This is a genomic window from Rhodovulum sulfidophilum DSM 1374 (assembly GCF_001633165.1).
Lineage (GTDB): Bacteria > Pseudomonadota > Alphaproteobacteria > Rhodobacterales > Rhodobacteraceae > Rhodovulum > Rhodovulum sulfidophilum.
In genome coordinates this window covers 2,296,423-2,314,385 of sequence record NZ_CP015418.1, presented here as the reverse complement: position 1 = coordinate 2,314,385, position 17,963 = coordinate 2,296,423, and the positions used below count along the sequence as shown (strand labels likewise).

At 70.4% G+C, this 17,963-nt stretch carries 18 protein-coding genes; 13 read left to right on the top strand and 5 right to left on the bottom strand.

All coding sequences use genetic code 11. The features are described 5' to 3' along the window. The first annotated feature begins 1 nt into the window (after nucleotide 1). Genes cysG through A6W98_RS10925 form a run of 5 tightly spaced genes read left to right on the top strand, consistent with a single transcriptional unit; the run spans nucleotide 2 to nucleotide 4,502 of the window. Nucleotides 2–1,372, top strand: a complete 1,371-nt coding sequence (cysG, locus tag A6W98_RS10945) for a siroheme synthase CysG (protein ID WP_042461407.1) — start codon at nucleotides 2–4, stop codon at nucleotides 1,370–1,372. Next, nucleotides 1,369–1,686 (top strand): DUF2849 domain-containing protein, encoded by a 318-nt coding sequence (locus tag A6W98_RS10940; protein ID WP_042461405.1) that lies wholly within the window; start codon nucleotides 1,369–1,371, stop codon nucleotides 1,684–1,686. The genes cysG and A6W98_RS10940 overlap by 4 nt, the downstream gene beginning before the upstream one ends. A 2-nt stretch (nucleotides 1,687–1,688) precedes the next feature. Next, nucleotides 1,689–3,341 carry a nitrite/sulfite reductase gene (locus tag A6W98_RS10935; protein WP_042461403.1) on the top strand — a complete coding sequence of 551 codons (1,653 nt, stop codon included), beginning with the start codon at nucleotides 1,689–1,691 and terminating at the stop codon, nucleotides 3,339–3,341. After that, entirely contained in the window at nucleotides 3,331–4,077 is a 747-nt protein-coding gene (locus A6W98_RS10930) for a phosphoadenylyl-sulfate reductase (protein WP_042461401.1), read from the top strand. Before A6W98_RS10935 ends, A6W98_RS10930 begins: the two co-directional genes overlap by 11 nt. Next, nucleotides 4,074–4,502 (top strand): DUF934 domain-containing protein, encoded by a 429-nt coding sequence (locus tag A6W98_RS10925; RefSeq protein ID WP_042461398.1) that lies wholly within the window; start codon nucleotides 4,074–4,076, stop codon nucleotides 4,500–4,502. The genes A6W98_RS10930 and A6W98_RS10925 overlap by 4 nt, the downstream gene beginning before the upstream one ends. Before the next feature lie 22 nt (nucleotides 4,503–4,524). Here the strand turns inward: A6W98_RS10925 and A6W98_RS10920 are convergent, their stop codons facing one another. Then, entirely contained in the window at nucleotides 4,525–6,285 is a 1,761-nt protein-coding gene (locus tag A6W98_RS10920; protein WP_042461395.1) for a divergent polysaccharide deacetylase family protein, read from the bottom strand. Between the two features lie 156 nt (nucleotides 6,286–6,441). On the opposite strand from A6W98_RS10920, the gene A6W98_RS10915 reads away from it, so the two are divergent. The 6 genes from A6W98_RS10915 (at nucleotide 6,442) to lexA (ending at nucleotide 11,260) form a co-directional block, all read left to right on the top strand. Beyond that, nucleotides 6,442–7,023 (top strand): anthranilate synthase component II, encoded by a 582-nt coding sequence (locus tag A6W98_RS10915; protein ID WP_042461392.1) that lies wholly within the window; start codon nucleotides 6,442–6,444, stop codon nucleotides 7,021–7,023. Continuing rightward, the gene (trpD, locus tag A6W98_RS10910) at nucleotides 7,020–8,042 is read left to right on the top strand and encodes an anthranilate phosphoribosyltransferase (RefSeq protein WP_042461390.1); all 1,023 of its coding nucleotides are present in this window, start codon (nucleotides 7,020–7,022) and stop codon (nucleotides 8,040–8,042) included. Before A6W98_RS10915 ends, trpD begins: the two co-directional genes overlap by 4 nt. Continuing rightward, nucleotides 8,039–8,848, top strand: coding sequence for an indole-3-glycerol phosphate synthase TrpC (gene trpC / locus A6W98_RS10905; RefSeq protein WP_042461387.1), 810 nt, complete (start codon nucleotides 8,039–8,041; stop codon nucleotides 8,846–8,848). The genes trpD and trpC overlap by 4 nt, the downstream gene beginning before the upstream one ends. Next, on the top strand, nucleotides 8,848–9,327 hold the full coding sequence (gene moaC / locus A6W98_RS10900) for a cyclic pyranopterin monophosphate synthase MoaC (RefSeq protein WP_042461384.1): 480 nt from the start codon (nucleotides 8,848–8,850) through the stop codon (nucleotides 9,325–9,327). Before trpC ends, moaC begins: the two co-directional genes overlap by 1 nt. Beyond that, complete coding sequence (locus A6W98_RS10895) at nucleotides 9,324–10,499, top strand: molybdopterin molybdotransferase MoeA (protein ID WP_042461382.1); 1,176 nt, start codon at nucleotides 9,324–9,326, stop codon at nucleotides 10,497–10,499. The genes moaC and A6W98_RS10895 overlap by 4 nt, the downstream gene beginning before the upstream one ends. A gap of 68 nt (nucleotides 10,500–10,567) precedes the next feature. Further along, entirely contained in the window at nucleotides 10,568–11,260 is a 693-nt protein-coding gene (lexA, locus tag A6W98_RS10890) for a transcriptional repressor LexA (protein WP_042464943.1), read from the top strand. Here lexA and A6W98_RS10885 read toward each other — a convergent pair. Next, complete coding sequence (locus tag A6W98_RS10885) at nucleotides 11,254–13,359, bottom strand: ComEC/Rec2 family competence protein (RefSeq protein ID WP_231098261.1); 2,106 nt, start codon at nucleotides 13,357–13,359, stop codon at nucleotides 11,254–11,256. The two genes, lexA and A6W98_RS10885, sit on opposite strands and share 7 nt — an antisense overlap. 86 nt (nucleotides 13,360–13,445) lie before the next feature. Here A6W98_RS10885 and gltX point away from each other — a divergent pair, with 86 nt between their 5' ends. Together gltX and gltA are read left to right on the top strand one after the other, a co-directional pair. Continuing rightward, on the top strand, nucleotides 13,446–14,849 hold the full coding sequence (gene gltX, locus A6W98_RS10880) for a glutamate--tRNA ligase (RefSeq protein ID WP_406678838.1): 1,404 nt from the start codon (nucleotides 13,446–13,448) through the stop codon (nucleotides 14,847–14,849). 87 nt (nucleotides 14,850–14,936) lie between these two features. Continuing rightward, complete coding sequence (gene gltA / locus A6W98_RS10875; RefSeq protein WP_042461376.1) at nucleotides 14,937–16,235, top strand: citrate synthase; 1,299 nt, start codon at nucleotides 14,937–14,939, stop codon at nucleotides 16,233–16,235. A gap of 99 nt (nucleotides 16,236–16,334) precedes the next feature. Here gltA and A6W98_RS10870 read toward each other — a convergent pair whose 3' ends face one another. The 3 genes from A6W98_RS10870 to A6W98_RS10860 all read right to left on the bottom strand — a co-directional run bounded on the left by A6W98_RS10870 (nucleotide 16,335) and on the right by A6W98_RS10860 (nucleotide 17,962). Then, on the bottom strand, nucleotides 16,335–16,523 hold the full coding sequence (locus A6W98_RS10870; RefSeq protein WP_052678009.1) for a hypothetical protein: 189 nt from the start codon (nucleotides 16,521–16,523) through the stop codon (nucleotides 16,335–16,337). 102 nt (nucleotides 16,524–16,625) lie between these two features. Continuing rightward, nucleotides 16,626–17,405: an enoyl-CoA hydratase-related protein gene (locus A6W98_RS10865; protein ID WP_042461372.1), complete on the bottom strand. Its 780-nt coding sequence runs from the start codon at nucleotides 17,403–17,405 to the stop codon at nucleotides 16,626–16,628. Between the two features lie 80 nt (nucleotides 17,406–17,485). Beyond that, nucleotides 17,486–17,962, bottom strand: coding sequence for a cytochrome c-type biogenesis protein (locus tag A6W98_RS10860; RefSeq protein ID WP_042464940.1), 477 nt, complete (start codon nucleotides 17,960–17,962; stop codon nucleotides 17,486–17,488). Between the last annotated feature and the right edge of the window lies 1 nt (nucleotide 17,963).

The window sequence follows — 17,963 nt, the reverse complement described above, 5'->3', positions numbered from 1 at the left end:
GATGCAGTTCTTCCCCATCTTCCTGCGCAGCGAGGGCGCGCGGATCGTGGTTTCCGGCGGCGGCGAGACCGCGCTGGCCAAGCTGCGCCTGCTGCTCAAGACCCGCGCCCGGATCGCGGTCCATGCCGCAGAGGCCGACCCGAAGATCCTCGACTGGCAGGCCGAGGGGCGTCTCAGCTGGGTCGCGCGGCCCGTCGAGGCGGCCGATCTCGACGGCGCGCGGCTGGTCTATGCCGCGACCGACGATGCCACCGAGGATGCGCGCGTCGCAGGTCTCGCCCGCGCCGCCGGCGTGCTGTTCAACATCGTCGACAATCGCGAGGACAGCGCCTTCATCACCCCCGCCATGGTCGACCGCGACCCGGTGGTGGTGGCGATCGGCACCGAGGGCGCGGCGCCGGTTCTGGCCCGCAAGATCAAGGCCGGTCTCGAGGCCTGGCTTCCCGCCGGTCTGGGCGCCCGCGTGCGCGCGGCCAATGCCTTCCGCCCCGAGGCCGAGGCCCTGCCCCAGGGGCGCGCCCGCCGCGGCTTCTGGGCGGCGGTGTTCGACGGCGCACTCGACGGCCGGGCGCCGGAACCGCTCGACCGGCTGCTCGAGGCCCACAAGGCCGCCCGCCCGGCCGTGGGCGAGGTGCTGTTCGTCGGCGCGGGCCCCGGCGATCCGGACGATCTGACCATGCGCGCCCGCCGCGCGCTCGACCGCGCCGATGTGGTGATCCACGACCGGCTGGTGCCGGCACCGATCCTGGAGCTTGCCCGCCGCGAGGCCGAGATCGTCGAGGCCGGCAAGACCGGCTTCGGCCCCTCGACGCCGCAGGAAGAGATCAACCGCCTGATCGTCGGGCGCGCCGCCGAGGGTCTTGTCGTGGTGCGGCTGAAGGCGGGCGATCCCTCGGTCTTCGGGCGGCTCGACGAAGAGATCGAGGCCTGCGAGGCCGCGGGCATCGCCTGGTCGGTGGTGCCGGGACTGACCGCCGCCTCGGCCGCCGCGGCAAGCCTTGGCCAGAGCCTGACCCGGCGCGGCCGCAATTCGGACTTGCGGGTGCTGACCGGGCATGACGTGAATGGCCTTGCCGATCACGACTGGGCCACGCTCGCCCGGCCGGGCGCGGTCGCCGCGATCTACATGGGCAAGCGCGCCGCGCGCTTCCTCCAGGGGCGGCTGATGATGCATGGCGCCGAGGCCGCGACCCCGGTCAGCGTGGTCGAGAATGCCGGCCGCCCCGAGGAACGCATCCTGGCCGCGACGCTGGGCACGCTGGCGACCGAGATCGCCTCGGCCGGGCTGACCGGCCCCGCCGTCATCCTGCTGGGTCTGGCCCCTCGCGCGGCCGCCCGGTCGCTTCCCCTGCTGCAGGAGGCCGCCCGATGAAGCGCCGTTTCAACCCCAGCGTCGTCACCGCCAACGACCTGTTCGAGGGCCATCCGGTCTGGCGCACCGCCCAAGGCCGCTGGTCGGCCACGATCCGCGAGGCCGAGGTGCTGGACGACCCGGCCACAGCCCAGGCCCGGCTGGCCGAGGCCGAGGCGGAATCCGGCCGCGTCGTCGGCCCCTATCTCGCCGAGGTCGCGACCGCCCCCCAGGGCCCCGCGCCGCTGCATTTCCGCGAGGTCTTCCGCGTCCGTGGCCCGGCCCACGCGTCGGACCGCCCCGACCAACGCCCCGACCAACGCCCCGGAGAGTGACGATGTACGCCTATTCCGATTTCGACGAGAGTTTCGTGCGCGACCGCGTGCGCCAGTTCCGCGACCAGGTCGCGCGCCGGATCGACGGCCGCCTGACCGAGGACGAGTTCAAGCCGCTCCGGCTGATGAACGGGCTTTATCTGCAGCTTCACGCCTACATGCTGCGCGTGGCCATTCCCTATGGCACGCTCGATGCGCGCCAGATGCGCCAGCTTGCGGCGATCTCGGAACGCTGGGATCGCGGCTACGGCCATTTCACCACCCGCCAGAACATCCAGTTCAACTGGCCGAAACTCCGCGACGTGCCCGACATGCTGGACGCGCTGGCCGATGTCGGCATGCATGCGATCCAGACCTCGGGCAATTGCGTGCGCAACGTGACCTCGGACCATTTCGCGGGCGCCGCCGCCGACGAGATCGCCGATCCGCGCCCCTATGCCGAGCTGTTGCGGCAATGGTCGAGCGATCACCCCGAGTTCCAGTACCTGCCGCGCAAGTTCAAGATCGCGATCACCGGCGCCACCGCCGACCGCGCCGTGACCCGGGCCCATGACATCGGGCTGCGCGTCGTCGCGCGGGACGGAGCCCAGGGCTTTCAGGTCAGCGTCGGCGGCGGTCTCGGCCGCACCCCGATGATCGGCCGGGTGATCCGCGACTTCCTGCCCGAGGCGGATCTGGTGCCCTATATCGAGGCGGTGCTGGGGGTCTACAACCAGCTCGGCCGTCGCGACAACAAGTACAAGGCCCGGATCAAGATCGCGGTCCACGAGATGGGGCTCGACACCATCCGCGATCTGGTCGAGGCGCGCTTTGCCGAGACCCGGACCGAGTTCCCCGGCGCAGAGGCCGCCCTGGCCGACATCCGCGCGGCCTTCCGCGCGCCCGGGTTCCGCGCGGGCGGCACCGCGATCCCGCCTGGCAGCCCCGCATTCCGGGCCTGGGCCGACACCAACCTTGCCGCCCACCGGCGCGAGGATCATGCCATCGTCACCGTCTCGCTGAAGACGCCCGGTCAGCAGCCGGGCGATGCCAGCGCCGATCAGATGCGGGTCATCGCCGATCTGGCCGAGACCTATGGCTATGACGAGATCCGGATCAGCCACCGCCAGAACGTGATCCTGCCGCATGTCCGCAAGGACGACCTGCCCGCGGTCTTCGAGGCGCTGGCGGCGGCGGGGCTGGCGGCGGCTAATGCCGGGCTGATCTCGGACATCATCGCCTGCCCGGGCATGGATTACTGCGCGCTGGCCACGGCCCGCTCGATCCCGGTCGCGCAGGAGGTCGCGGTCCTGTTCGAGACCCTCGATCTGGCCCATGAGGTCGGCCCGCTGAGGCTGAACGTCTCGGGCTGCATCAATGCCTGCGGCCATCACCATGTCGCCGATATCGGCATTCTCGGGCTCGAACGTGCGGGCGTCGAGACCTATCAGATCACGCTGGGCGGCGATCCGACGGACCGGATCGCCATCGGCGAGCGCACCGGCCCGGGCTTTGCCGCGGGCGAGATCGTGGGCGCGGTGGAACGTATCGTGATGGCCTATCTGGAGCGGCGCGACGGCCCGGCGGAAGGGTTCGCCGACGCCTACCGGCGGCTGGGGCTCGCGCCCTTCCAGAAGGCGCTTTACAGTGAGGGGAGCAAGGAAGATGCGGCCTGAAACCGGGTTCGAACGGGTGGAACCGCAGCTTGCGGCACTGAACCGCCGTCTGGACGGCGCGACGCCGCAAGAGGTGCTGGCCGAGATGGCCGAAAGACATGCCGGGCGGCTGGCGCTGGTCTCGTCCTTCGGGGCGGAATCGGTCGTGCTTCTGCACATGGTGGCCGAGCTCGACCCCGGCCTGCCGGTGCTGTTTCTCGAGACCGAGATGCTGTTTCCCGAGACGCTGGCCTATCAGCGCGAGGTCGCGGCCGGGCTGGGGCTGACCGGGATACGCAGCTTGCGGCCCGACGCGGAGGCGCTCGAGCTGCACGATCCGGCGGGCGATCTGCATCGCAGCGACCCCGATCTCTGCTGCCATCTGCGCAAGACCGAGCCGCTGGAACGCGCGCTGGCGGGCTTCGGCGCCTGGGTCACCGGACGCAAGCGCCACCAGACGCGCGAGCGCCAGGCGATGCATGTCTGCGAGACCGACGAGGCCGGGCGGGTCAAGATCAACCCGCTGCATGGCTGGGGGCGCGACGAGGTCGCGGCCTATATCGAGCGCCACGACCTGCCCCGGCATCCGCTGGTCTCGCGCGGGTATCCGTCGATCGGCTGCGCGCCCTGCACCAGCCGCGTCGCCCCGGGCGAGGACCCGCGCGCGGGCCGCTGGCGCGGACAGGACAAGCAGGAATGCGGCATTCACCTGGTCAATGGCCGCTTCGTGCGGATGGGTGCGGAGGGCGTGGCATGAGCACGGCAATTCTCGTCACCGATGCGGGCTTTGCGCCTGCAGGTCCCGCAGAGGACTGGCTGAGCCCTGCCGATCTCGACGGCCCTGCCCGGCCCGATCCGGTCCGGGTCGCGCTGGCCCCGGAGACCGATCCGGACCTGCTCGGGCCCCATCTCGCGCGGATCGCGGCGATCCGGGTGGTCTTTCCGGCGGTTGCGGACGGGCGCGGTTTCACCCTCGCGCGCAGGCTGCGGCGGATGGGCTTTGCCGGGCGGCTCCGCGCCGCCGGGCAGCTCATCCCCGAGCAATATCCGATGGCGCGGGCCTGCGGCTTCGACGAGGTCGAGATCGACGCCGACCGCGCCCTGCGCCAGCCCGAGGCCGACTGGCGCAGGGCCGCGGGGCGGCAGGGCTATCTTGCGCGGCTCCGGAGCGCCGTGGCGTAACCCGCCCGAAGCAGGCGGTGCATCAGGGCCGGGACTGGCGCAGCACCGCCGAGAGCGGGGCAAGAACCGCATCGGCCGGCCCCGACAGCAGCGCCCATGCGTAAATCGCGGTCACGGTCTCGGGATGGCTGTGACCGACAATCACCGCGTGACCGTTCTGTCGCGCCTCGAGCACCGCGCGGTTGAGCATCCGCTGGATGGTCTCGGCATCCTGCCCCGCGTCATCCAGCGTCTGGAAGATACCGGCCTCGCGCAGCCCGGCCTGTTCCGCCGCGCGCAGGGCGTCGGTCAGGCCCTTGTCGGCGGTCAAAAGCCCATGGCCGCTGGCCTCCAGCAGGCCCAGCACAGTCCCGCTCAGGTCGCGATCGCCCTCAAACCCGCGCTCTTCGGGAGTGACGAGGGCGATGCCGCCATCGATCCGGTCGAACGCCTCGCCGAGACGGGCGGCGGCGGCCTCGGGCGCCAGATCCGCAAGCCCGCTGCCCAGCACCGCCACCTCATAGCCCGCCTCGCGATAGGCCGCCATCGCGGCCTCGGCATCGGGCGCGGCGGGGTCCAGAACGAAGGTCACCGGGAAGGGAAAGGTCAGAAGCGTCTGACGGTCGAGCCCTTCCGCGCCGATATCGATCAGCACCAGCGACAACAGAGGCGCCCCGGGCGGGGCCCTGAAGGGCACGGCATTGAGCGCCAGCGCCCCGGGCATCGCTGGCGTCGCGGGTCTGGCCGCCTCCGGCGCGGCGTCCACCGGCGCCGCCTGCTCGCCGATCATGGGCAACGGGGCATCCGGCCTGAGCGGACCGGCCGCGCGTCCCGGCATGGTCGGATCGGCGGGCCCCGGCGGCGGCAGGACCTCAGGCAGGACAGCGGGGGCCTCGGATCCGGCCTCCGGCGCGGTTTCGGCCTCGGGCACGACTTCAGGCTCGGCCTCGGGACCCGTCTCGGGGTCGGCGGCAATCTCGGGGACTGTCTCGGAGTCGAGGGCAGTCTCGGGTGCTGTCTCGGGGCTCGCGTCAAGAACAGTCTCTCGATCAGTCTCGGGCGCCGGACCGGCGGCGGCCTCCGGCGTCTCTGTCCCCGAAGAAGACTCGGGGGACGTTGCGGCAGAAATATCGGGGGACGTACCGGCAGGCATCGCAGGTGACGCGTCGGGAGACGTCGCCGGGGCAGCCTCCCGTGGGCTTTCGGGGGCGGCCGGCTCGGGCACGGGCGCGGCAGCGGCCTCCGGGGCGGCCGGGCCGTGCATGGCGCGGGCCGCGGGCGGCGGGTCCTCGGCGGCGGGGGAGGCCGCCCCGCCCAGATCGAGCGCCGCATCCGAGCCCATCGGCGGGGCCATCGTCTCGGGCATCGCCGAAACCGGCGCGGGCGCGGCGGCGGGCGCGGTGTCGGGCAAGGGCGCCTCGGTCACGTCGACCGGCGCGGGCGCCCCCATCGTCGGGGCCTCGCGCGGGATCTCTTCGGCTTCGGGCGGCCGGGCCTCGGTCGCGGGCCGGGACCGGTTGAATTCCGAGCCGGGCGGCAGCTCGATATCGGTGGCGGGCCCGGCTTCGGGCGCGGCCGAGATCTCGGGACGCGCGGCCGGAGCCGCGACCGGCGCCGGGACGCTGTCGGGCTCGGGAGCCGCAGGCCCGGCGCGCTCGGGCACCGCAGAGAAACGCGGCGCCGGCGCCTCGCCCCGCGCCTCGTCCAACGGCTTCCCGGGCGGCACCACGACCGCCAGAGCGGCCAGCGCCAGACCGCTTGTTGCGGCCCCCCAGAGAACGCCGCCGAAAAACCCCCTGCCCATGCCTCTTACCTCCGACTTCCCGGCGGCCTGCCCGGGCCGCCCTGTCCGATACGGGACCCTTTGCCCCGCCGCCGCCCCTTGACCGGGGCGCGTCGCTCCGGGCATGTATAGCCCGACCCGCGACCCGGTTCATCCCCTTTCGCGAAAGCGCTGACCATGCTGCTCTTGATCGACAATTACGACAGTTTCACCTATAATCTGGTCCATTATCTGGGCGAGCTCGGCGCCGAGACCAGGGTCCTGCGCAACGATACGCTCAATGTGCAGGAGGCGATGGCGTTGCGGCCCTCGGCGATCCTGCTGTCGCCCGGCCCCTGCGACCCGGCCCAGGCCGGGATCTGCCTGCCGCTCGCCCGCGCCGCGGCCGAGACCGGCACACCGCTGATGGGCGTCTGCCTCGGGCATCAGACCATCGGCGAGGCTTTCGGCGGCAAGGTCGTGCGCGCGCCCGAGATCGTGCATGGCAAGATGGGCCGCATCGAACATGACGGCTCGGGCGTGTTTTCCGGGCTGCCCTCGCCCTTCGAGGCGACGCGCTATCATTCGCTGATCGTCGAGCGCTCCAGCCTGCCCGACTGCCTGATCGCCAATGCCTGGCTGGAAGACGGAACGATCATGGGGCTGCGCCATCGCGACCTGCCGATCCACGGGGTGCAGTTCCATCCCGAAAGCATCGCCTCGGAGCATGGCCATGCCCTGCTCAGGACGTTCCTCGACACCGTGAAGGAGCCCGCATGAGCGACAGCCTGAAACCTCTGATCGGCCTTGCCGCCGACCGGCCGCTGACCCGGGACGAGGCCGAGACCGCCTTCGAGGCGCTGTTCGAGGGCGAGGCGACGCCCAGCCAGATCGGCGGCCTGCTGATGGCGCTGCGCACCCGCGGCGAAACCGTCGACGAATATGCCGCCGCGGCCAAGGTCATGCGCTCGAAATGCCGCAAGGTGCGCGCGCCTGCGGACGCAATCGACATCGTCGGCACCGGCGGCGACGGCAAGGGCACGCTGAACATCTCGACCGCGACCGCCTTCGTGGTGGCGGGCGCTGGCGTGACGGTGGCCAAGCACGGCAACCGCAACCTGTCGTCGAAATCCGGCGCGGCGGATGCCATGACCCATCTGGGCATCAACGTGATGGTCGGCGCCGATGTGGTCGAGAAGGCGCTGAAGGAGGTCGGCATCGGCTTCATGATGGCGCCCATGCACCATCCGGCCATGGCCCATGTCGGCCCGACCCGGGCCGAGCTGGGCACCCGCACCATCTTCAACATCCTCGGCCCGCTGACCAACCCCGCCGGGGTCACGCGCCAGCTGACCGGCACCTTCTCGCAGGCGCTGCTCCGGCCGATGGCCGAGACGCTGGACCGGCTCGGCACCGAGGTCGCCTGGCTGGTGCATGGCGGCGACGGCACCGACGAGCTGTCGATCGCCGGGATCAGCCATGTCGCGATGCTGGAACAGGGCACCATCACCGAGCGCGAGCTTCATCCCGAAGAGGCGGGCCTGCCGGTCCATCCCTTCGAGGCCATCATCGGCGGCACCCCCGAGCACAATGCCCGCGCCTTCGCGGCGCTGCTCGACGGCGAGCCCTCGGCCTATCGCGATGCGGTGCTGCTGAACGCGGCCGCCGCGCTGGTGGTGGCGGGGCGCGTCACCACGCTGACCGAAGGCGTCGAGCAGGCCCGCGCCAGCATCGACAGCGGCGCGGCCCGGGCCAAGGTCGAGGGCCTCGCCCAGATCAGTTCGGAGAAAGCGGCATGACCGGGACAATTCTGGACCGCATCAAGGCCTACAAGCTGGAAGAGGTCGCCGCCGACAAGGCCGCGCGGCCGCTCTCCGAGATCGAGGCCGAGGCCCGCGCAGCCCCCGCGGTGCGCGGCTTTGCCCAGGCGCTGCACCGCGCCGCGCTGACGGGGTACGGGCTGATCGCCGAGATCAAGAAGGCCAGCCCGTCGAAGGGGCTGATCCGCCCCGATTTCGACCCGCCCGCGCTGGCCCATGCCTATGAGGCGGGCGGCGCGGCCTGCCTGTCGGTGCTGACCGACACCCCCTCCTTCCAGGGCGACAAGGCCTATCTCCCCCAGGCCCGCGCCGCCGTGAAGCTGCCGGTGCTGCGCAAGGATTTTCTTTACGACACCTATCAGGTGGCCGAGGCCCGGGCGCTGGGCGCCGACTGCATCCTGATCATCATGGCCAGCGTCTCGGACGCCCAGGCCGCCGAACTCGAGGAGGCGGCGACCTCCTGGGGAATGGATGCGCTGATCGAGGTGCATGATGCCGCCGAGCTCGACCGCGCCGCCAAGCTGAAATCGCCGCTGATCGGCATCAACAATCGCAACCTCAAGACCTTCGAGACCAGCCTCGAGACCACGAAACAGCTGGCCAAGCGGGTGCCCGAGGGCAGCCAGATCGTCAGCGAATCCGGGCTCCACAGCCCGGCCGATCTGGCGCAGATGGCGATGTACGGGGTCCGCAGCTTCCTGATCGGCGAAAGCCTGATGCGCCAGGACGATGTCACCGCCGCCACCCGCACGCTGCTGAGCAATCCGTCGATGGGCGCGCATTGATGGCCGAGCTGACCCATTTCGACGCCGAGGGCCGGGCCCATATGGTCGATGTTTCCGAGAAGCCCGAGACCGCGCGGCTGGCGGTGGCGACCGGCTGGGTGCGGATGCAGCCCGAGACGCTGGCGCTGGTCGTCGCGGGCACCGCCAGGAAGGGCGACGTGATCGGCGTCGCGCGGCTTGCGGGCATCATGGGGGCCAAGAAGACCTCGGACCTGATCCCGCTCTGCCATCCACTGCCGATCACCCGGGTCGCGGTCGATCTGACCCCCGATGACAGCCTGCCGGGCCTGCGGATCGAGGCCACGGTCAGGACCGGCGGCCGCACCGGGGTCGAGATGGAGGCGCTGACCGCCGTCACCACGGCCGCGCTGACCGTCTATGACATGCTGAAGGCCGCCGAGAAGGGCATGGAGATCGGCGGCATCCGGCTGAAGCTGAAAGAGGGCGGCAAGTCCGGCCGCTACGAGGCCGGCGAATGATCCCGGTCGACGAGGCGCTTGGCCATGTCTTCGACCTGATCGCGCCGCTGCCCGTCGATGAGGTGCCGCTGGCCGAGGCCGCGGGCCGGGTGCTGGCCCGTCCGGTCGCCGCGCGCCGCAGCCAGCCGCCCTTCGCCGCCTCGGCGATGGACGGCTACGCGATCCGCGAGGATGACGCCCGCCCGGGCGCGACGCTGCGCGTCGAGGGCGAGGCCGCCGCGGGGTCTGGCTGGACCGGCACCGTGGCCCCGGGCCAGGCGGTCCGGATCTTCACCGGCGCGCCGCTGCCCGAGGGCGCCGACCGCGTCGTCATCCAGGAGGATGTCACCCGCGAGGGCGACCGGATCGTCCTGGGCACGGGCTTCGATCACGGCACCAATATCCGCGCGGCGGGCGGCGATTTCCGCGAGGGCGAGCCCCTGTCCGCGCCGCGCCGTCTGGGCCCGGCCGATCTGGCACTGGCCGCGGCGATGAACCTGCCCGCCCTGCCCGTCCATCGCCGCCCCGAGATCGCGCTGATCGCGACCGGCGACGAGCTGGTGATGCCGGGCGACACCCCCGGCCCCGACCAGATCGTGGCCGCGAACGGCTTCGGGCTGAAGGCGCTGATCGAGGCCGAGGGCGGCATCGCGCGGCTGCTGCCCATCGCCCGCGACAGCGAAGCGTCACTGCGCAGCGTCTTTGCCCTGGCCGAGGGCGCCGACCTGGTCGTGACCATCGGCGGCGCCTCGGTCGGCGATCACGACATCGTCGGCAAGGTGGCGGCCGATCTCGGGATGGCGCCGGCCTTCTACAAGGTCGCGATGCGGCCCGGAAAGCCGGTGATGGCGGGCCGTCTGGGCGCCGCCGCGATGATCGGGCTGCCCGGCAACCCGGTCTCGGCCATGGTCTGCGGCCATATCTTCCTGCGGCCCGCGCTGCGCGCCTTCCAGGGCCTGCCGAAGGCACCGCTGCCCACCGCGCGCGCGCCGCTTGCCGCCGCCGTCGAGGCCAACGGCCCGCGCACCCATTACCTCAGGGCGCGACTGACGCCCGACGGTCTTCTGCCCTTCGAAAGCCAGGACAGCGCGCTCTTGACCGTGCTGGCCGAGGCAGATGCGCTTCTGATCCGTCCGGCGGGCGACGGGCCGCACCCCGCAGGAACCTTGGCAGAGTATTTGACGTTGCGTTAACTAAAGCTTGACACAAAACGTGAACATGTCTAGAACAGGAGAGAACGCGATCCTGTGGGGGGATGAACATGTTGACACGAAAGCAACTGGATCTTCTTGAATTCATTCATAAAAGGATGCAGCGCGACGGCGTTCCCCCGTCCTTCGACGAGATGAAGGAGGCGCTGGACCTGCGCTCGAAATCGGGCATCCACCGGCTGATCACGGCGCTGGAGGAACGCGGTTTCATCCGCCGTCTGGCCCACCGCGCCCGCGCCATCGAGATCGTCAAGCTGCCCGAGGCGCTGGAGGCCAAGGGCTTCCGCCCGGTGGTGATCGAGGGCGACCGCTCGGAGACGCCTCCCCCGTCGGGCGCGATGGATGTGACGCCCGTCCATGCGCTGGAACTGCCGGTGATGGGCCGGATCGCGGCCGGCACGCCGATCGAGGCAATCTCGGAGGTCTCGCATACCGTGGCCGTGCCCGGCGCGATGCTGTCGGGCCGGGGGCGGCATTACGCGCTCGAGGTCAAGGGCGACTCGATGATCGAGGCCGGGATCAACGATGGCGACGTGGTGGTCATCCGCGAACAGAACACGGCCGAGAATGGCGAGATCGTGGTGGCGCTGGTCGAGGGCTTCGAGGCCACGCTGAAACGCTTTCGCCGCAAGGGCGAGATGATCGCGCTCGAGGCCGCGAACCCGGCCTATGAGACCCGCATCCTGCGCTCGGATCAGGTCAAGGTGCAGGGCCGTCTGGTCGGGCTGATCCGCAGCTACTGAGCCCAGAGCCGCGCGCCCGCAAGCGTGCGGGCGGTCACAAGGCGCGGGCCATCGGCGCCGGGGAAAAGCGCCAGCGCCCCGGTCCGGGCCAGCGCGGCGCGCTCGAAGATCCGGCAGCCCGCCGGCGGATCGTCCACATATTGCGGCACCACCACCCAGCCGCGCGCGCAGGCGGGCGCGATCCGCTCGGCCCAGCCGCGCCCGGTGATCAGCGTCACCCGCTGCCCCGCCACCATCGCCTCCTGTTCGCCACGCGCGCCGGTCAGCCCGGGCCGCGCAAAGGCCGTGGCCTGATCGGCGCGGTCGCCATCGTTTTCCAGCCAGCTGAGCGCGACGAAGCCCTCGCCCGACGGTTTCGACAGGGCCCGCCCCTCGGGGCCCATCGCGCCCATCAGCCCCCCGCTTTCGGCGATCAGCAGCGCCGGACGCTGGGCCGCCGACCACAGCGCGAAAGCCGCAAGGATCGGCAGCAGACCCAGCACCCGGGCGCGGCCGGTCCAGAGCATGACCCAAAGCGCCCCCAGCGCGATCAGTGGCAGCACGGCAGGCCCCGGCGCGGGCACCGGCCAGACCGCGCCGTCAAGCCCCGCGACCCGCTCGGCCACCCAGAGGATCCAGGCGATGCCCCAGCGCATCGGCTCGAGCCCCAGCACCGCCAGCCCGAAAGGTGCGAGACAGGCGGCGGCAACCGCGGCGGGCATCACCAGAAGCCCCATCAGCGGCACCGAGGCCAGATTGGCGAGCAGCCCGAATTGCGAGACCTGGTTGAAATGCGCGGCACCGAAAGGCGCGGTCGCGGCGCCGGCCACCGCCGAGGAGATCACCACCGCCAGCACGCCCTGCGCCCAGCGGGGCGGGCGCCAGCCGCCTTCGGGCCGGTCGCGCAGCGCGGCGAAGACCGCGATCAGCGCCGTTGTCGCGGCGAAGGACATCTGGAACCCCGCCCGGGTCAGGCTTTCGGGGGTCAGGACCAGCACGATCAGTGCCGCCAGCGCCACCGCGCGCAGGGTCAGCGCCCGGCGGTCGGCCATCACCGCGCCGAGGACGGCCGCGACCATGATGAAGGCGCGCTCGGTCGCGACATTGCCGCCCGACAGCGCCAGATAGACCGCCCCAACCGCCAGCGCCCCCGCCGCCGCGATCTTCTTGACCGGCAGGCGCAGCGCCAGCCGCGGCCAGAGCGCCAGCGCGAAGCGGAGCGCGGCGAAGATCACCCCGGTCAGAAGCCCCATATGCAGCCCCGAGATCGCCAGCAGATGCGCAAGGTTCGAATCGCGCAGCGCCTGGATCATATCGCGCGACATGGCCGAGCGGTCGCCGGTCAGGATCGCCGCCGCAAAGGCGCCCTGATCGCCGGGGATGCGGGCCCGGAGCGCCTCCGACAGCGCCGTCCGCATCCGGTGCACCAGCAGCGTCGCGCCGCCCTCGGGCGGGCTCAGCGTCACCGCCGGGCTGTTGGCATAGCCCACCGCCCCGATCTGCTTGAACCAGGCATGGCGGCGGAAATCGAAGCCGCCGGGCTCGGCCGGTGCGCTTGGCGGCGACAGATGCGCCATCATCGCGATCCGGGCGCCGGGCGGCGGCGCGGTCACGCCGCCCGCGCCATGCAGCGCCACGCGCAGCCGTCGCGGCGTCTCGCCTGGCGGAACGCGCTCGATCCAGACCCGGTCGAGCGTGATCCGCGGCGCATCCGAGCTCGACCGGTCAAGCACCAGCACCCGCCCCTCGAGCGCGCCATAGACCCGGTGATCGAGTTTCGGCGCCGCGACCATATGGGCGCGCGCGCCCGCAAGCGCCGCCCCTCCGGCCACCAGCGCCAGCGCGATCAGGACCGGCGCCCAAAGCTCGGGCAATCGGCGCGCGGCAAGGGCCAGCAGGGCCGCCGCCCCGGCAAAGGCCCAGAGCGCCCAGAGCGGCGGTTCGGTGGCCCGGGTGAAATAGAGGCCGATGCCCAGCGACAGGAAGACCGGCGTCCAGGGGAAGAGATGGCCGCGCCGGACCTCGACCGCTGTCAGCAGCGCCGACATCGCCCGGGCCGGCATCCGCACCAGCCGCGCCGGACGCCCAGGCGTGACCGGCCCCGTCAGCAGCAGCCCCACCGCTTGTCCTCTCCGCAGCGATCTCCTAGACAGGCGGAAACGCTATCTCCACCATGGTGAATAAAAGGTTAAGGCTCATGACCGACATGTCGGACGGCCCTGTCATCACCCGTTTCGCGCCCTCGCCGACCGGGTTCCTGCATATCGGCGGCGCGCGGACCGCGCTGTTCAACTGGCTTTATGCGCGCGGCCGGGGCGGTCGCTTCCTGCTGCGGATCGAGGATACCGACCGTGCCCGCTCGACCCCCGAGGCGACGGCCGCGATCCTGAAGGGGCTGACCTGGCTCGGTCTCGACTGGGACGGCGAGGCGGTCAGCCAGTTCGAACGCGCCCCCCGTCATGCCGAAGTCGCGCGGGAGATGCTGGCAAACGGCACCGCCTATAAATGCTTCGCGACCCAGGACGAGATCGAGGCCTTTCGCGAGGCCGCCCGGGCCGAGGGCCGCTCGACGCTCTATCAAAGCCCCTGGCGCGAGGCCGATCCCGCGACCCATCCCGATGCGCCCTATGTGATCCGGCTGAAGGCGCCCCGCGAGGGCGCGACGGTGATCGGGGACAAGGTGCAGGGCGATGTGAAGATCGGCAACGACCAGCTTGACGACATGGTGCTGCTGCGCTCGGACGGCACGCCCACCTACATGCTGGCTGTGGTGGTCGACGATCACGACATGGGCGTGACCCATGTGATCCGGGGCGACGACCACCTGAACAACGCCGCCCGGCAGATGCAGATCTACCACGCCATGGGCTGGCCGGTGCCGGTCTGGGCCCATATCCCGCTGATCCACGGCCCCGACGGCAAGAAGCTGTCGAAGCGCCATGGCGCGCTCGGGGTCGAGGAATATCAGGCGATGGGCTACCCGGCCGCCGCCATGCGCAACTATCTGGCCCGGCTCGGCTGGTCGCATGGCGATGACGAGTTCTTCACTGACGATCAGGCCAAGGCCTGGTTCGCGCTGGAGGGAATCGGGCGGTCTCCGGCCCGGCTCGACTTCAAGAAACTCGAGAACCTCTCGGGCCGGCACCTGGCGGCGGCGGAAGATGCTGCACTCATGCAGGAAGTGACCGATTACCTGGCAGCGACGACACAGCCGCCGCTTTCGCCCGCGCAGAAAGACGGTTTTGCCCGCGCCCTGCCCTGCCTCAAGCAAAGCGCGAAGACAATTCCGCAACTCCTTGAGAAGGCTCACTTCGTTCTGGGAGAACGGCCGTTCGAACCGGATCAGAAAGCGGCAAAATCTCTCGATGATGTATCCCGTGGTATACTGGCAGAATTGACGCCGCAGCTGCAAAGTGCTAGCTGGACGCGTGACGCACTCGAGGCGGCCGTGACCGGTGTCGCCGAGGCCCATGGCCTCGGTCTCGGCAAGTTGGCCCAGCCGCTTCGCGCCGCGCTTGCCGGGCGAACGGTTACGCCCAGCATCTTCGACATGATGCTTGTCATCGGCCGGGAGGAAACGCTCGCCCGGCTGGCTGACACCCAGGGCTGAGGCGTCGCCGCCGAAAGCCCTCTGCACGCCACCGACCGGCGCCGCGAACAGGGAGCGCGGCCCGGTCTCTCAAGAAGAGGGACTTTCATGGATGACAGCAAGAAATCTGCAACACTGACCCTGGGTGAAACCTCGTACGAACTGCCCGTGCTGAGCCCGAGCGCAGGCCCCGACGTGGTCGACATCCGCAAGCTCTACGGCCAGATGGGGATCTTCACCCACGATCCGGGCTTCACCTCGACCTCCTCCTGCGAAAGCAAGATCACCTTCATCGACGGCGACAAGGGCGAGCTTCTGCATCGCGGCTACCCGATCGACCAGCTTGCCGAGAAATCCCACTTCCTCGAAGTCTGCTACCTGCTGCTTTACGGCGAATTGCCGACCGCGACCCAGCTGGAGGATTTCGAGAACCGCGTCACCCGCCACACCATGGTGCATGAACAGATGCACCGCTTCTTCACCGGCTTCCGCCGCGACGCCCACCCGATGGCGGTCATGGTGGCCGTGGTCGGCGCCATGTCGGCCTTCTACCACGACTCGACCGACATCTCGGACCCCTGGCAGCGCGAGGTCGCCTCGATCCGCCTGATCGCCAAGGTCCCGACCATCGCCGCGATGGCCTACAAGTATTCGATCGGCCAGCCCTTCGTCTATCCGCGCAACGATCTGGACTATGCCTCGAACTTCCTGCGCATGTGCTTTGCCGTGCCCTGCGAGGAATACGAGGTCGACCCGATCCTGACCCGTGCCATGGACCGCATCCTGACGCTGCATGCGGATCACGAACAGAACGCCTCGACCTCGACCGTGCGTCTGGCCTCCTCCTCGGGCGCGAACCCCTTTGCCTGCATCGCGGCCGGTATCGCCTGTCTCTGGGGCCCGGCCCATGGCGGCGCCAACCAGGCCTGCCTGGAGATGCTGCGCGAGATCGGCACCGTCGACCGGATCCCGGAATTCATCGCCCGTGCCAAGGACAAGAACGATCCGTTCCGCCTGATGGGCTTCGGCCACCGGGTCTACAAGAATTTCGACCCGCGCGCGAAGGTCATGAAGCAATCCGCCGACGAGGTGCTGGAGCTTCTGGGCATCGAGAACAACGAGACCCTGAAGGTCGCGATGGAGCTCGAGAAGATCGCGCTCGAAGACGAGTATTTCGTCTCGAAGAAGCTCTACCCGAATGTCGATTTCTACTCGGGCATCATCCTCGACGCGATGGGCTTCCCGACCTCGATGTTCACGCCGATCTTCGCGGTCAGCCGCACCGTCGGCTGGATTTCGCAGTGGAAGGAAATGATCGGCGATCCGGCGATGAAGATCGGCCGTCCGCGCCAGCTTTACACCGGCGCCACCCGCCGCGACTACGTGGATGTCGAAGACCGGGGCTGATCGCGCCCCCGCAAGCCACCGACCGAAAGAACGGGTCCGCAGGCAGATGCCCTGCGGACCCGTTTCAGTTCAGGGCGACGGCCGCCCGCGCAGGTCCGGTCACTTGGTCAGGATACCCGCACCTGCCCCAACCGCCGCGCTGGTACCGATATCGTTGCCGGTCGCGGCCCCGACGCCCGCGCCGATGCCGGCGCCTGTCAGCGCGCGTTCGCCATAGCTGTCGCCGCAACCGGCCAGAAGGGCCGCGCCCAGAAGGGAAACCGCAGTGATCGTGTGAAGACGGGTCATGGCTGATCCTTTCCGTTGGGTCATTCCCCACCCAAACGCATGGCCCGCCACCGCTGTTCCCCGAAGCACTCCCGATCGGCAGAAACCGGCCGGGTGCGGGGCTCAGCGCCCCTCGAATTTCGCCATGCGCTTTTCGAGGAAGGCCAGCACGCCCTCCTTGAAATCGCGGGAGGCGCCGCAGCGTCCCTGCAGCTCGGCCTCGAGCGACAGCTGGCTCGCGAAATCGTTCGAGACCGAGCGCCGCAGCGCGGTCTTGAGATTGGCATAGGCCACGGTCGGCCCGGCGGCGAGCTGGCCCGCACGGGCGCGCCAATGCGCCTCGAAGCCCTCCTCGGGGACCGCCTCCCAGATCATGCCCCACTCGACCGCCTGCCGCGCCGGGACCGGCTCGGCGAAAAGCGCGGCCCCCATGGCGCGCGCAAAGCCCACCTGCCGCGGCAGCCAGTAGGTGCCGCCGGCATCCGGGATCAGCCCGATCCGGGTGAAGGCCTGCACGAAGACCGCCGCCTCGGAGGCGATGACCACATCGGCGGCCAGCGCCAGATTGGCCCCGGCCCCGGCCGCGGCGCCGTTCACCGCCGCGATCACCGGCACCGGACAATCGATGATGGCGCTCAGCATCGGTTCGTATTCGTCGCGCAGCGTGCGCTCGATGTCGATCTCGGCGATATTGGCGCCGTCGCCCAGATCCTGCCCCGAACAGAAGGCCCGGCCCGCCCCGGTCAGCACCACCACCCGCGCCGCCTGCCCCGCCGCCCGCATCGCATGGGTGATCTCGGCCCGCATCCGCGCGCTGAGCGCGTTCATAACCTCGGGCCGGCTCAGGGTCACCACCGCCACCCCGTCCGCGCAATCATATCCGATGGTCGTGTAATCCGTCACGGCGGCGTCCTCCGATGTCCCGTTCTCCGGCCAGACTAGCGGCCACGCGTCCGGGGAAAAGGGAGACGCGAGGTCAGGCCCTATTTGCCGAGGATCTCTTTCAGCCGGGCCTCTTCCTCGGCGTTCAGCGCCTCCGAGCCCGTGTCGCGCCCGCCCCTGCGCGAACGGATGTAGAAGGCGGCAACGCCGAGCCCCAGCAGCAGCATGGCGGGGCCCGCGATGTAGAGAACGAGGTTCGAGCCGGTCGCCGTCGGCTTCAGCAGGACATATTCGCCGTAACGCGCGACCAGATAGTCGACGACCTCGGTATTGCTGTCGCCCGCCTCGATCCGCTCGCGCACCAGCAGCCGGAGATCGCGGGCCAGATCGGCATTCGAATCGTCGATGCTCTCGTTGCGGCAGACCAGACAGCGGATCTCCTTCGAGATCTCGCGGGCGCGGGCCTCCTCGGCGGGGTCCGCCAGAACCTCGTTGGGCTCGACCGCGCGCAGCGGCCCGCTCAGAACCGGGGTCAGGCTCAGGGCCAGCAAAAGGGCGATCAGTGCGCGTCTGGGCATC